10 protein-coding genes and 2 pseudogenes are annotated in these 13,040 nt (G+C 39.0%); 11 read left to right on the forward strand and 1 reads right to left on the reverse strand.

Translation table 11 applies throughout. The annotated features are described in order from the left end of the window. Nucleotides 1-7 precede the first annotated feature (7 nt). Nucleotides 8-2,162 (reverse strand): annotated as a pseudogene (locus E3C75_RS03015) (peptide cleavage/export ABC transporter). A 297-nt stretch (nt 2,163-2,459) separates the two neighbouring features. Here E3C75_RS03015 and E3C75_RS03020 point away from each other — a divergent pair. The 11 genes and pseudogenes from E3C75_RS03020 (at nt 2,460) to E3C75_RS03065 (ending at nt 12,958) form a co-directional block, all read left to right on the forward strand. Beyond that, nucleotides 2,460-2,717, forward strand: coding sequence for a Blp family class II bacteriocin (locus tag E3C75_RS03020; RefSeq protein WP_039671027.1), 258 nt, complete (start codon nt 2,460-2,462; stop codon nt 2,715-2,717). Between the two features lie 16 nt (nt 2,718-2,733). Then, nucleotides 2,734-2,913, forward strand: coding sequence for a class IIb bacteriocin, lactobin A/cerein 7B family (locus tag E3C75_RS03025; RefSeq protein WP_111679177.1), 180 nt, complete (start codon nt 2,734-2,736; stop codon nt 2,911-2,913). A 601-nt stretch (nt 2,914-3,514) separates the two neighbouring features. Then, a pseudogene (locus tag E3C75_RS03030) lies at nt 3,515-4,865 on the forward strand (IS3 family transposase). A 423-nt stretch (nt 4,866-5,288) separates the two neighbouring features. After that, complete coding sequence (locus E3C75_RS03035) at nt 5,289-6,314, forward strand: DUF6568 family protein (RefSeq protein WP_111679179.1); 1,026 nt, start codon at nt 5,289-5,291, stop codon at nt 6,312-6,314. A 3-nt stretch (nt 6,315-6,317) separates the two neighbouring features. Continuing rightward, nucleotides 6,318-7,013 carry a CPBP family intramembrane glutamic endopeptidase gene (locus E3C75_RS03040; protein ID WP_111679181.1) on the forward strand — a complete coding sequence of 232 codons (696 nt, stop codon included), beginning with the start codon at nt 6,318-6,320 and terminating at the stop codon, nt 7,011-7,013. A 29-nt stretch (nt 7,014-7,042) separates the two neighbouring features. After that, nucleotides 7,043-7,195 carry a hypothetical protein gene (locus E3C75_RS03045; protein ID WP_162173399.1) on the forward strand — a complete coding sequence of 51 codons (153 nt, stop codon included), beginning with the start codon at nt 7,043-7,045 and terminating at the stop codon, nt 7,193-7,195. A 185-nt stretch (nt 7,196-7,380) separates the two neighbouring features. Next, a complete protein-coding gene (locus E3C75_RS03050; protein ID WP_111679183.1) occupies nt 7,381-7,776 on the forward strand; it encodes a sigma-70 family RNA polymerase sigma factor in 396 nt (131 codons plus the stop codon). A 317-nt stretch (nt 7,777-8,093) separates the two neighbouring features. Then, nucleotides 8,094-8,234, forward strand: a complete 141-nt coding sequence (locus E3C75_RS11090; protein ID WP_044775899.1) for a hypothetical protein — start codon at nt 8,094-8,096, stop codon at nt 8,232-8,234. Between the two features lie 98 nt (nt 8,235-8,332). Further along, entirely contained in the window at nt 8,333-9,907 is a 1,575-nt protein-coding gene (locus E3C75_RS03055; protein WP_111679185.1) for a recombinase family protein, read from the forward strand. Next, nucleotides 9,907-11,526, forward strand: coding sequence for a recombinase family protein (locus E3C75_RS03060; protein WP_111679187.1), 1,620 nt, complete (start codon nt 9,907-9,909; stop codon nt 11,524-11,526). Before E3C75_RS03055 ends, E3C75_RS03060 begins: the two co-directional genes overlap by 1 nt. After that, entirely contained in the window at nt 11,519-12,958 is a 1,440-nt protein-coding gene (locus E3C75_RS03065; protein ID WP_133264091.1) for a recombinase family protein, read from the forward strand. The genes E3C75_RS03060 and E3C75_RS03065 overlap by 8 nt, the downstream gene beginning before the upstream one ends. Nucleotides 12,959-13,040: the final 82 nt, after the last annotated feature.

Raw genomic sequence — 13,040 nt, forward strand, 5'->3', positions numbered from 1 at the left:
AGTCTCCTTACTTGCTAAATAGATGATGGTAGAAACCTTGTTTGGTCATCAATTCGTGATGTGAACCAGTCTCAATGACCTTCCCTTGGTCAAGAACGATAACTTGGTTGGTTCGCTCAGAAATACTGAGGCGGTGTGCGACAAAGATAATGGTCTTGTCTGCCATGGCCATTAAATTATCAATGACCTTTTTCTCCGTTAGCACATCAAGGCCGCTAGTGGCTTCATCAAGAATAAGAACAGGGGCTTTAGTCAGTAGAGCCCTAGCCAAAGCAATCCGTTGCTTTTGACCACCCGATAAGCCAGCTCCGTCAGACAATTCTGTTTGATAGCCCATAGGCATCTGCTCGATGTCTTGTCGAATTTCAGCGATCTCACAAGCTCTGATAATATCTTCCTGACTAATCAGTTGATTGGCCCCTAAAGTCAAGTTTTCTAAGATTGAACCACTGAAGATATAAGCTTGTTGTGGGAGGTAGTTAATGTGTTGCCGAAGCGTCTTTTTATCAATTAGTTTAAGGTCATTGTTGTTGATGGTGATTCGACCCTTGTAAGGCTCAAAGAAATTGACAATCATCTTGGCCAAGGTTGTTTTTCCTGAGCCGCTAATTCCCACTAGACTGACCTTATCGCCTTGTTTGATGGTCAGATTGATATCCGATAGGGTGTCACGTCCGAAACCGTACTTATAGGAAAGGTCTTCAAAGCGAATATCGCCAGTCAGGAACTGTGAATCTGTTAAGGTCTGATTGTTACTGAGTTCAGATTCAACCAGGTAGACTTCATTCAGGCGATTGTTAGCCACCTTGGCAGACTGGAGCTTGGTTTGGAGGTTTATAATATTTTCTAAAGGATTGGTAAAATAAGATAGAAGGGTGTTGAAGGTGATCAGTTGTCCAACTGAAATGTGTCCGTTCATGACTAGCTGGGCCCCAAACCACAAGATGACAATATTTAGAATGAGCTGAGCTCCCTGTTTAAGGGTAGTTTGCAGGATAGAGTATTTACTGAGTTTGAAGGATTTGTCCAGGTAATCTACGAACTCGCTATCAATCTTCTGGTAGCGGCTTTCTTCACTGGTCAAGGATTTGATGGTTTCAATGCCGTTGATGTCTTCGATAATGGCAGAGCTGACCATGGAATTGCTCTGCATCACATCGTTATTCATCTTCTCAAACGGCTTCATAAAAGCAAAAATAATGATGATGTAAATGGGAACTGAAATCAAGGAGAGCAGGAAGAGGTTGGTGTTTTGTACCAAAAGCACACCACCGACGATGGTTAAAATAGAGACATCAAGGAAGAGTGACAAAATGGTCGATGCCAGGGCATCAATGATTGAATTGGCATCTGTAAAGCGAGAGATAACCTCACCAGTCCGCCGTGTCGCAAAAAAGGACATGGGCAGTTCAAAGATATGACGGATATAGGAAAGAATCACATCAATGCTTAGCCGCTGGCTGAGCACAGTCAAAAGGTAATCTCGTGAGAAACTCATCATCTGCTGGAGGATGTAGGTGATAATCAGGCCGATGGAGATAATCCCCAAGGTTGACTTCATTTGATTAGGAATGTATTCATCCAAAATCCCTTGCAGGTAGTAAGAACCACCAATATTGATAAGTGTCACCAAAAGGCTAGCCAAGACGATATAAAAGATAAGCGCACGTTGCCTGAAAATAAGAGGGAGAAAGCTCATCAGGCCGTTCTTTTTATCTTTGTGAGGCTTAAAGCTGGGTTCTGGAGCCAGAAAGATAGCAACGCCTGTCCATTCAGAAGCAAACCGCTCCTTGGTCATCTTGGTGACTTTGACCGTAGGGTCAGGATCACCAATGATGAGGTGGTCTTTTTTGTTGTGATAGACCACATAGTAGTGTTGCAGTTTGCCTTCTTTATTGACGTGAACGATGAAGGGATAGGGAACGTCATCCATATCAAAGAGGCTCATGTCAGCCTGGATGGCTCTAGTTTCAAAGCCCATCTCCTTGGCTGCTTTGACGATACCAAGAGCGGTCGTTCCCTTCCTTATTGGTTTTGGCCAATTCTCTCAAATGAGCTAGGGAATAATCAGAACCATAAAACTTGGCAATAGAGGCTAAAGCAGCCACACCACAGTCTCTGGCATCGATTTGAGGAACAAAAGTTCGTTTGTAAGCTGTCATTTGTCAAATCCTTTCTTGTTAGTGACAAGACTATTATGACAAAAAATCACAGAAAAAAATATCTAAATCTTAAATGGTCATCGAAACGTCCTGAATGGTAAAAAGATATTTCGGATCTTCCTAAAAAATACATACCTGAACGGTCGCTTTCCCTTCTTGAATGGTAAAATTTTCCCATTTAGGAAAGTTAAATGACTGTTCAAGAAATGGGGAAATTATTTTTTGAAGTAGTGCTATACTAGACTTGTCAAGGTTGCAACCCGACAAAATAAAAATATTAGGTAGGAGATATTTACAATGAATACAATAACTATTTGTAAATTTGATGTTTTAGATGCTGAACTTCTTTCGACAGTTGAGGGTGGATACTCTGGTAAGGATTGTTTAAAAGACATGGGAGGATATGCATTGGCAGGAGCTGGAAGTGGAGCTCTGTGGGGAGCTCCAGCAGGAGGTGTTGGAGCACTTCCAGGTGCATTTGTCGGAGCTCATGTTGGGGCAATTGCAGGAGGCTTTGCATGTATGGGTGGAATGATTGGTAATAAGTTTAACTAAGGAAGGAGTTTATATCATGAAGCAGTATAATGGTTTTGAGGTTCTACATGAACTTGACTTAGCAAATGTAACTGGCGGTCAAATTAATTGGGGATCAGTTGTAGGACACTGTATAGGTGGAGCTATTATCGGAGGTGCAGCGGCTGGAGTAGGATGCCTTGTTGGGAGCGGAAAGGCAATCATAAATGGATTATAAAAGTCTTTTATCGCTTTTATTATTCATAATTCCCCTTGTAGTTATATTAATCGGTCTTCGAAAGAATAATCAGAAACTAATCATTGCTGGGGTAGCTCCTCTTATCTATCTATTATGCAGTTATCTTTTAGACTGGATTTTTGATTGAGAAATTCGATTTTGGTCTATTTGTAGATTTTCAAAGTATGCTAAATGTTTTTAACCTCCCCAAAAATTATCAAGTCAAGTACAGCAAAGTATTCATCTTGAACGGTTGAATAGTTATACAAAAGATATCTCATGATAAAAAACAGACATAGGAAATAAATTTGGAGGCTGATATTGATATGAAATTTTGATAAACATATTGAATTAAATACCTTCGTCTTGGAAGAAATTCAAGGAGGAAACCCAAATTGGGGGTTCAGTATTTGCTCATTATGTTGGAGATTAGAAATAAGATTTTTCTGCTTCTAAGCATTGCAATTCTCTCTTTAATATTCTTAAAGTTTATTGTTAAAGTAGACTCTAAAACATACCATTATTTAAAAATACTGACTATAATATGAACCGCACCCCAAAAGTTAGACAGAAAAAATCTAACTTTTGGGGTGCTATTTTTATGAAATTGAGCTATGAAGACAAAATCGAAATCTATGAACTACGTCAAAGTGGTCAGTCTATCAAGAACTTGTCAAAACAGTTTAATATTGCAGAATCTGTTATCCAATATATGCTTCGACTGATCGATAGGTATGGAATAAACATTGTCAAGAAAGGAAAGAATACCTATTATTCTCCAGAACTCAAGCAGGAAATGATTGATAAAGTACTTCTTGATAAGCAGTCAGTCCTCTCCGTCTCGCTTGACTACGCCCTGCCAAATCGTGGAACTCTTCCAAACTGGATAGCACAATACAAGAAAAACGGGTATACTATTGTTGAGAAAACAAGAGGGAGGCCACCAAAGATGGGGCGTAAACCAAAGAAAACCTGGGAAGAGATGACGGAGTTAGAGCGACTTCAGGAGGAAAATGAGCGCTTACGCACTGAGGTGGCTTACCTAAAAAAGTTGAGGGAGCTTCGTTTAAGGGACGAAGCCAGAGAGCAAGAAAGGCTCAAACAGTTAGAGAGATGGTCGCAGAAGGATTCCGACTAGATATACTGCTGGTTATTTCTCAATTAGCTCCTTCTACTTATTACTATCAAGTCAAGCAACTGGATAAACCAGATAAAGATAAGGAGTTAAAAGCTGAAATTCAAGCCATTTACGATGAACATAAGGGAAACTATGGTTACCGTCGCATTCACCTTGAGTTAAGAAATCGTGGATTTTCTGTCAATCATAAGAAAGTACAACGGCTGATGAAGGAGCTAGGATTGACTGCTCGTATTCGTCGACGTAAGAATACAAGTCTTACAAGGGGGATGTGGGCAAGAAATCTCCCAATCTCATTGAAAAAATCTTTGAAGGAGCTAAGCCTTTTGAGAAGTGCTATACAGATGTGACTGAGTTCACTCTGCCAATTTGTTCTGAAAAACTCTATCTATCACCTGTTCTGGATGGCTATAATAGCGAAATTATTGCTTTTGCCTTGTCACGTTCTCCCAACCTCATACAAGTCAAGACTATGCTTGATAAAGCCTTTCCTGAGGAAACTTACCCAAATACCATTCTCCATAGCGACCAAGGTTGGCAATACCAACATGAAGCTTATCATCGTTTTCTTGCCAGTAAAGGCATACGTACGTCCATGTCTCGCAAGGGAACTAGCACGGATAATGGCATGATGGAGTCCTTTTTTGGCATTTTGAAAACAGAAATGTTTTACGGATTTGAGAAGAATTTCAAGTCACTGGACCAACTAGAGCAAGCTATCACTGATTATATTTTTTACTACAACAATAAACGCATTAAAGCAAAACTAAAAGGACTTAGTCCTGTTCAGTACAGAACTAAATCCTTTCACTAATATTTTTTGTCTAACTTTTTGGGGTCAGTACATAATAGCTCTGGTCTTATATATTTTGGAATTACTAATCTCATTTTAAAAGTAAGTCATAAGTTGATCACACTGATAAACTAGAATCAGTGTGATTTTTATGTTCTGCTATTTTTCCCCTTAGGATGCTTTAATTACCGTCAAGAAGGAAGCTGTGTGATTTTTTCATTTGCAGTGCCATAGCCTAGATTCTCATGGCATTGTTATTAAGTAGGCGGTACATGTTTTTAAGTGGGTTGATTATATGGTTAGAGTATTTGTGAGCGTTAGATTTATTGCTCACAAAGGTTAACACTTCCCATTCAGGACGTTTCGATGACTGTTCAGGAATTTTACGAAATTTTGCTTGTGAAAATTATAGAATAAGATCATCAATAATAAAGGAGTTTCATCATGAAGAAAACACTATTCAAATCACTACTTTTCAGTACAGTGGCTTTGGCAGCTTTAGTTACTAGTCCTGTTTTGGCTGACAGTTCTGAAACTAACTCATTAGAAGAACATAGTCCTTCTCTGGTGACAGAACAGCCATCTAGCCAAACAACACCTGATCAGACAGGCGAAGCTACAACCGGTGAAGAACTTGCAGAAGTGACCATCGAGGAGTATGCTACAAATGTCGCTGATTTTAAGAAGGTAACTATTGACAATGTTCATACAGCTTTTACGGCTGACGGTTTGGAACACACCTTGTATTTCGGTCGTGGGACCTGTTATTATTGCCGTCAATTTTCACCAGACTTGAAGGAATTTAATCAGCTAATTGCTGGTCAGTTGGAGTATTACGATACAGATAGTGCAGATGATGAGGCTAAAGAGTTCTTGTTTAAAACAGTCGGTATCCCTGGAACACCAACCATTATCTACCTAAAAAATGGTCAACCTGTTTCTGGATGGGTTGGTGGAGGAGTTAATGCTCAGCAACTTTACGACTACCTCTATTTTGGAAAATCACCTGAACAACATGCAGAAGAGCTTGAGAATGGTGAACAGAATACAACCAATCAAGAGGAAGGGACACAGTCAGGTACTGCTTTTGATAATCAAGCTAACACTGAGGAGATTTCGAATCAAGAGTTGTCCGAAACCGACTCTTCCTCTGATAAAACCAAGGCTGATTCTGCAGAACAATCCATAGAGGTTACAGATAAATCTATAGAAAATGTCAGTACCAAAGATGAGAGTCTCAAAGTTGATGTTAAACAGCAAGAAAATCAACAAGAAACCTTGATTAAGCCAGTAAGCTCCACATCACAGGTCACACCACTAGCAAGTCGTGTTAGTGGAGTTTCTGGAGCCACAACTTTGCCTAGAACTGGAGAGGTCAATTCGATTAATCTTGTGCGTATCGGTCTAGCCTTCTTACTAGCTTCGGGATTCACAGGCATCAGTCGTTTGAGAACTAAGCAGGAGGGTTAGATAATGCAACGTTTTAAAAATATACTGAAGTTTATTGGGCTAATCTTTCTTACCTTAAGTGTCAATATCTTTCCAATGAGATTGATTGCTACTCAGGAGACAACGCCAACTTATATGCAGTGGCTTGCTAGTCTAGGTTATTTATTGGTTACTGGTATCGTCCTTGTTCTTGTTTGGAAAAAATATAAAAACAAGGATGAAAAGGAAAAATCACCCTTTACCTGGAAAGACTTTGGAATTGCCCTTCTCTTTTATCTTGCTACTCGTCTAGTAGCCATTGGTGGGACCTTTTTAATTCAAATGGTCACGGGTAATGCAACATCAGCTAATGATGCAGCCTTGATGGCAACCAATGAGCAGCTTAGCCGGATGTTCCCTTTATACTTTGTTGCCTTTCATCTTGCTATTGGTATCTTTGCTCCGATCTTGGAAGAACTTGTGTTCAGAGGATTCTTTGGTCGTTATTTTTTCAAAAACAATCGTAAGTGGTTGAAATTGACTGTGAGCTCTTCCATTTTTGCATTGTTACATATATTCTATCCAATCGAGTTTATTGTGTATTTCCTGTTAGGAGCAATTTTTTACTTGGCATACGATCGTCGTGAAAACATTGTCGATTCGATTGTTGTGCATCTACTGAATAACGGATTACTGGTTATTGTATCTGTTGTTAATTATCTTATTCTAATACTTGATTAATAATAATTTTATAGAAGGAGGCATATTAGATGCTTAAAGAACTAGATCTCTCTCAACTGTCCCATATTTCAGGCGGAAGCCTTCGACCACCACTATATGGAATCGGAACAATTAAACCAATTAAATATCCGAAGCCAATTCCTATACCAAAGCCCATTTTACAACCAGCTGAAATTATGTAAGGTTATTACAATCTAGGCGATAGAGCAGTTTGCTTTATCGCTTTTTTATATTTTTTTGTGAAAACAGCGGTAAAAAACATGAAAATTTTCACTCTTAATAGTGAAGTCTAAAAATTGAGAGTGTTTTATGAAAAATCGTTCACCGCCATTTCCTACCTTATCAAATCTATATAAGGAGGAATAAGATGGTGTATTTTGTATATGTGAATGGGTTAAAAGTCCCTGTTTCCAGAGAGGTTTACCGTGAGTATTGGCGATTGACAAATCGAGAAAATTATCTTAATCGACTAGAAATCCAATATCGTGTTAGACCATTTTCAGATTATGCTGATGACCAACTAACAAGTTTTATGGCTGATGAGAAAATGGATGTTGAAAAGATTACTGAGACTAAAGAAATCTTACAGCTATTGTATGAATCTCTACTTTTGCTTAATGACGATGAATTTTCCCTTGTCAAGAACCTGTTTTTTGAGGAAAAAACATTGAATGAAATTTCTCTGTCTAATCAAATTTCTATTTCAACTGTTGCAAGACGGAGGGATAAAATTTTGAACTATCTCAAAAAGCTCTTGCATTAGGACGGAAAAAGTTATCATTTTTTCACTCTATATAGTGAAGGGGAATTATAGTTCCTTCAATGCCCTTTGACAACTGAATAGACTGAAGTGGGACTTTAATCATTTGTGGAGCAATTTAGCCTGGTACGCCGTGAGATGAGCGAGAATTATCGGCTATAAAATAGGTTGGTTACCTATCTGCCATGAGACAAATGAGGATAATGATACTTCTGAACGTTCAGGCTGCCATCGAGAAAGGACAGCGGGTGAAACTCCCATGAAGAACTTAACCAGTTCTACCTACAGAGGTCAAAATTTTAAGTAAAGGAAAAACGTTTATGGAAAAAATACAAACAGGTGCGGAATTACCGCAGATTGTGATTGAGGGATATAAGGTTACAGTACAAGTAAGTGATCAGCCACTAAGTCTTACAGACGTTTTAGATGATTTGCTGGGGAGACAGCTTGAAAAAATTTGAGTTTTTAGCGGACAAGTCTTGGTAGATTATGTAAAATAGAATAGTAGAACCTCAATCCTTAATCGGTAAGCACCTAAACACTGATTAAGGAGATAAACATGACACAAGCCTGTATTTATTTACGCCTGTCACGAGATGATGGGGATAATGTGGAAAGCAATTCCATCATCAACCAACGCTCACTTTTGAGAGATTATGCCAGAAATCATGATTTCACGATTTTAGAAGAATTTATGGATGATGGTATTAGTGGCTTAACCTTTAACCGCCCTGACTTTAACCGTATGATGGCAATGGTAAATGATAAGACAATTGATACTATTATTGTTAAGGACTTGTCTCGCTTCGGTCGAGACTACATTGAAACTGGAAAATACCTTCAACGAATTTTCCCTGCTATGGGAGTTAGGTTTATATCAGTCAATGACCACTATGATAGCTTGACGGCTGATACCAATGAAACGCATTTGGTCATGCCTATCAAAAGTCTCATTAACGATAGTTACTGTCGAGACATTTCAACAAAAGTTCGAAGCACCCAAAAAGCTAAACGGCAAAAGGGCGAGTTTATTGGAGCTTTTGCCCCTTATGGCTATCGCAAAGATGACAAGCAACGGAATCACCTAGTGGTTGATGAGAATGTACGCCCTACTATTGAGAAAATCTTTGCTCTTAAACTAGAGGGATATTCGTCAAACGCTATTGCAGGCTTTCTTAACCAGGCAGGGATAGAGACTCCCTTGCAACGTAAGAAAGCCTGTCAGGAAAAGATTAAAGGTTTTTATGGCCATTGCCATAAGTGGAACACCAAAATGGTCAACCGTATTTTGACCAACCGTGTCTATACTGGTACCTTGGAACAAGGTAAACAGACCAAACTTAATTACAAGTCGCAAAAATCTGTAGCTGTCAATCCAGAAGATTGGGTGCGAGTGGAAGATACCCATGAAGCCATTATTTCAAAAAGTACCTTTGCTATTGCGAATAACCTCTTACTCAGGGATGTTAAGCACGGGAAGAAGCTGCCTGACCTTTTTGCAGGATTATTATTTTGCAGCGACTGTCAGGCTCAGCTTGTACAACGAAAACTTCGCTATAAGGACAAAGAGACTGTTCAATATATTTGTAGCACCTACAATAATGGACGAGGATGTAGCCGTCATGCAATTAAACAAGAGAGATTACTAGACTTAGTATTGACCTTTATTCATCAATACCTTGACTGGAAGTCTTATCTGATTAAAGCAGTTCCTGATTATTTGAACCAAGAACAGTTTTTGGAAGTTGATTTTACTTCTTTGCTTGCGAATCGCAAGAAGTATGAACAGTTGCTCCAGTCCTTGTATTTGGATTTAGACGACGGTTTGATTAATGATACAGAATACCAAGAGTTTCAGCGAAGCTATCGTCAAAAGCTAAAACAGATTGAGGACACCATCATTCAAAAGAAAGCACTAGCTCAAACCCTGTATGACAAACTTCAGGATAAGGAACGGTGGTTAAATCAGTTGAGTGAAATCCAAAAAGATAAAGAACTCAATCGTCTCACTTTAGTGACCTTACTTGACCGGATTGTCATTCATGAGAATCAGGAGTTGACCTTGGTATTTCATGATGTGGCAGAACTAGAAGTCCTCCAGCAGTTTTCTCATAGAGAGACGGAGGTGATCTAATGGCACGTACCAAGAACCGCTACCGCAAGGAAACGATAATAGAAGAGGTATCACTTCAAACTTATCGTACAGGCATTTACATTCGCCTATCCAAAGAACGTACTGAAACCTGGAGAAACAAGTCGCAGTCCTTAGAGACACAAGAAAGTCTAGCTAGAGCCTTTGCCAAGGAGAAAGGGTTAACTGTAACCAAGTGTTACATCGACTATGAATATTCTGGAACAACCTTTAATCGACCTGCCTACCAGGACATGATGGAAGATATCAAAAAAGGGATTATCAACTGTATCTTGATTCGGGACTTATCCCGTTTGGGTCGAAACTACATTGAGATGGGACGACTGATTGATAAAGTATTCCCCTTTTTGGGAGTTCGTCTTATTTCAATCAATGACAACTTAGACACACTCAACGGATTAGAAGATAAGAAATCCTTTGAGGTGGAAATTAATAATTTGGTCAACGACTTATACTCTAAGGATATTTCAAAGAAAGTTATGACTTATCATATTCAGCAGGCTAGTCAAGGGTACTATATTGGAACTTCTGCTCCGTATGGGTATCGCATTGACCGCAATGAAGCTGGTGCAAGGTTAGTCATAGATAATCAGGTTAGGCCAATTTTAGAGTTTGTTTTTCAAGAGGCAATCGAAGGTAAATCCATGCCTCAGATTACTGCTGAATTGAATCGTAGAGAAATTGCTGTACCTCATTCCTACCGTAAGACAGGTCAATTATATAGAAGTGAGCAGGATACGAAAAGATGGCAAGCAGGAAATTTACTTCGTCTGATTAAGATGCCTGTTTACAGGGGAGGCCTTGTTCAGCGAACACGAAACAAATCCTTATCTGAAGATGACTATATCTATTTTGAAAATGCACAGGAAGCCTATATCAGCAAAGATGACTACGAAAAAATTCTTCAGTATTCTGCTAGTCGTAAGTCTGTTAAAAAGACTGACCGAGTAAAAACTCCAAATCGCTATAAAGGTTTGATTTATGGCAAAACCAAATCAACTCAAATGGTTCGAAAGCGTCGCCATTTTTCAAATAATAAGTCTGATTATGATTACTATTACTTTATGGACTATCACTATGATTCAGAGACAGCTGAGAGAAAAACCGTTTATATCAGTGAAAATGCTCTGGATAAGATAGTAGTAGAGCTGATACAATCAGAAATGAAGCGTTTAGGTACAGTTGAGACTTTATTGCCTCGACTTGAATCTAAAAAGGAGAATTGCCTAAAGATATATCAAAAGCAGCTGAGGGGTCATCAAGGTTCAATAGTACAATGGAATGCTGAACTAAGCGATCTTTACGCAGCGTTCAGTCTTAACCGGTCTAAGCGAGAAGACTATCTTTCCAAAAAGAAAGAAATAAACTCAAAAATCAAAACCATTTCACAAGAATTAGCCCAATGTGAAACTTCAATAAAGCAGATTGAGGAGGAGCACAGTAAGCAGGTGAATTGGGTTAGACATCTAGCCAAGAGTAGCAATCAAGCAGTTTTAACGGCAGAACTCTTAAATGCTTTAATAGAACGGATTGAAGTTGATGTGGACAAAACAGTCACAGTAACTTTTAACTGTCGGATCGGGGGGGACAAGCATGACTAAAATCGCTCTATACCTCCGCTTGTCAGTTGATGAGGCTAATACAGATGAAAGCAACTCAATTACTCATCAACGGTACTTATTAAACCATTTTCTTAACCAAGAACCTAAGTTCAAGAACTGGGAACGTTTGGAGTTTGTGGACGATGGTTTTTCGGGCACCAGTCTTAACCGTCCAGCCTTTATACGCATGATGGCTGATGTTAAGGCTGGAACTATCCGTAATATCATCGTCAAGGATTTGTCTCGATTTATGCGTGACTATTTGGAATTGGGAAACTATTTGGAGAATATCTTTCCTTTTCTCGGAGTTCGATTTATTGCTCTCAACGACCATTATGATAGCCTGGTGTCTGAACATAATGGACTGGATATTGATGTGCCCTTTAGAAACTTACTCAATGATTTCTACGCCAAAGATGTTTCTGAAAAAGTCAAGAGTGCAATGAACAGTATGAAACGATCTGGGAAGAACATGAGTTGGTTACCACCGTTTGGTTATATCAAGGACCCAAATGACCGATTTAAGATTATCATTGATGAGGAAGTCGCTCCAATTGTGAGACGAATTTTTAGACTTTGCATTGAGGGAATGGGAACTCAAAAAATAGCGATGTTACTTAATAGTGAACAGACGATTACTCCAGCTGAGAGGAAAATGCAGGTTAGTCAAGCAAGGTATACAAAATCAATTATCATTACTGCCGAACAAAAGAGGAATGTATGGACGAGAAGTGGTATTCTCCAAATACTCAAAAATGAAGCCTATAAGGGGACATACCTGTTTAATACTAGAACAACGGTAAATGGTAAGCAGATTCGGCGGCCTGAATCAGAGTGGGAACGTCTTGACAATAATCATGAGGCAATTGTATCAAGTGAGGACTTTGACAAAGCTCAACGATCACTTGCCTCTCGCATTAGTGGGCCGAAAAATCAGACTTGCAACCAGCCAGAAGAAGTTTTATTACGAGGCTTAGTTATCTGTGAACATTGCGGGCATCGTCTCCTTCGATATAGCCACTATAACAACTATGATTATTTTTATTGTCGTTACTGTAGAAGTCAAGGCCAGACCATGAAGTCCTGTCGGATAGATAGAATAGAAGAGGCTATCGAGAAAGAATTAAAGTCTCGGTTGCCGAAGAACTCTCCAAAGCTATCAAAAACGAATCTTATAAGAGAAGCTGAACGGCTGAAAACTCAAAAGGTTTCTCATTTTCAAGACTATAAAGAGGGCTTGATGACAAGAGAAACTTACATGGAAAAACGTCAGAACTTAGATAATTCTATAATGGAAATAGAAGAACAATTAAAGGTAGTTGGTAGGGAAAATATAGCATTTGACAAAAAAATGACCAGGGAAGTGGTTGACACTCATATCGAGAGGATTGTCGTCAATGGCCAAGGTTCTTTTACAGTTGTCTATAGATAATCTAATGAGAGACTTGTGTAATAGCGAGTCTCTTTCTTAAAAAGTAGCTTTGTGGTATAATAAGGGTGTTTTCAGTGTAGAA

The sequence above is a fragment of the Streptococcus thermophilus genome (assembly GCF_010120595.1).
In the GTDB taxonomy this organism is placed as follows: Bacteria; Bacillota; Bacilli; order Lactobacillales; family Streptococcaceae; genus Streptococcus; species Streptococcus thermophilus.

Coding starts and splice junctions, on each gene's coding strand:
- E3C75_RS03020 (WP_039671027.1), top strand. CDS start 2,460: ATGAATACAATAACTATTTGTAAATTTGATGTTTTAGATGCTGAACTT.
- E3C75_RS03025 (WP_111679177.1), top strand. CDS start 2,734: ATGAAGCAGTATAATGGTTTTGAGGTTCTACATGAACTTGACTTAGCA.
- E3C75_RS03035 (WP_111679179.1), top strand. CDS start 5,289: ATGAAGAAAACACTATTCAAATCACTACTTTTCAGTACAGTGGCTTTG.
- E3C75_RS03040 (WP_111679181.1), top strand. CDS start 6,318: ATGCAACGTTTTAAAAATATACTGAAGTTTATTGGGCTAATCTTTCTT.
- E3C75_RS03045 (WP_162173399.1), top strand. CDS start 7,043: ATGCTTAAAGAACTAGATCTCTCTCAACTGTCCCATATTTCAGGCGGA.
- E3C75_RS03050 (WP_111679183.1), top strand. CDS start 7,381: ATGGTGTATTTTGTATATGTGAATGGGTTAAAAGTCCCTGTTTCCAGA.
- E3C75_RS11090 (WP_044775899.1), top strand. CDS start 8,094: ATGGAAAAAATACAAACAGGTGCGGAATTACCGCAGATTGTGATTGAG.
- E3C75_RS03055 (WP_111679185.1), top strand. CDS start 8,333: ATGACACAAGCCTGTATTTATTTACGCCTGTCACGAGATGATGGGGAT.
- E3C75_RS03060 (WP_111679187.1), top strand. CDS start 9,907: ATGGCACGTACCAAGAACCGCTACCGCAAGGAAACGATAATAGAAGAG.
- E3C75_RS03065 (WP_133264091.1), top strand. CDS start 11,519: ATGACTAAAATCGCTCTATACCTCCGCTTGTCAGTTGATGAGGCTAAT.